This window comes from Vibrio sp. T20, assembly GCF_007858795.1.
GTDB lineage: Bacteria > Pseudomonadota > Gammaproteobacteria > Enterobacterales > Vibrionaceae > Vibrio > Vibrio satsumensis.
The window spans coordinates 1-262 of record NZ_VFEB01000129.1 but is presented as its reverse complement, the minus strand read 5'-3'; the positions used below and the strand labels follow the sequence as shown (position 1 = coordinate 262).

The window sequence follows — 262 nt, the reverse complement described above, 5'->3', positions numbered from 1 at the left end:
AAGCAAAAAAGTTTTCAGCAACCGCATTATCCAAGCAGTTACCTTTTCTCGACATGCTTTGTGTTAACCCACTCTCCGCTACCTTTTTTTGATACTGTCGATGGCGATATTGCCAACCTTGATCGCTATGTATAATTGGCTTTGAGTTGGGTTTAAGCTTTGATATGGCTTCCGTCAGCATATCCGTGACTAGCGGCAAGCAGGCACTTTTGGCCACTCTATAAGCAACCACTTCCTGAGTAAACAAGTCGACAACGGGAGA

Annotated in this window: 1 protein-coding gene; it reads right to left on the bottom strand. The window is 44.3% G+C overall.

Features of this window, described 5'->3' with window-relative positions; genetic code table 11:
- Nucleotides 1-247: transposase (locus FTW16_RS24955; protein ID WP_409994452.1), on the bottom strand; the 247-nt coding region annotated here is incomplete at its 3' end.
- Nucleotides 248-262 lie beyond the last annotated feature (15 nt).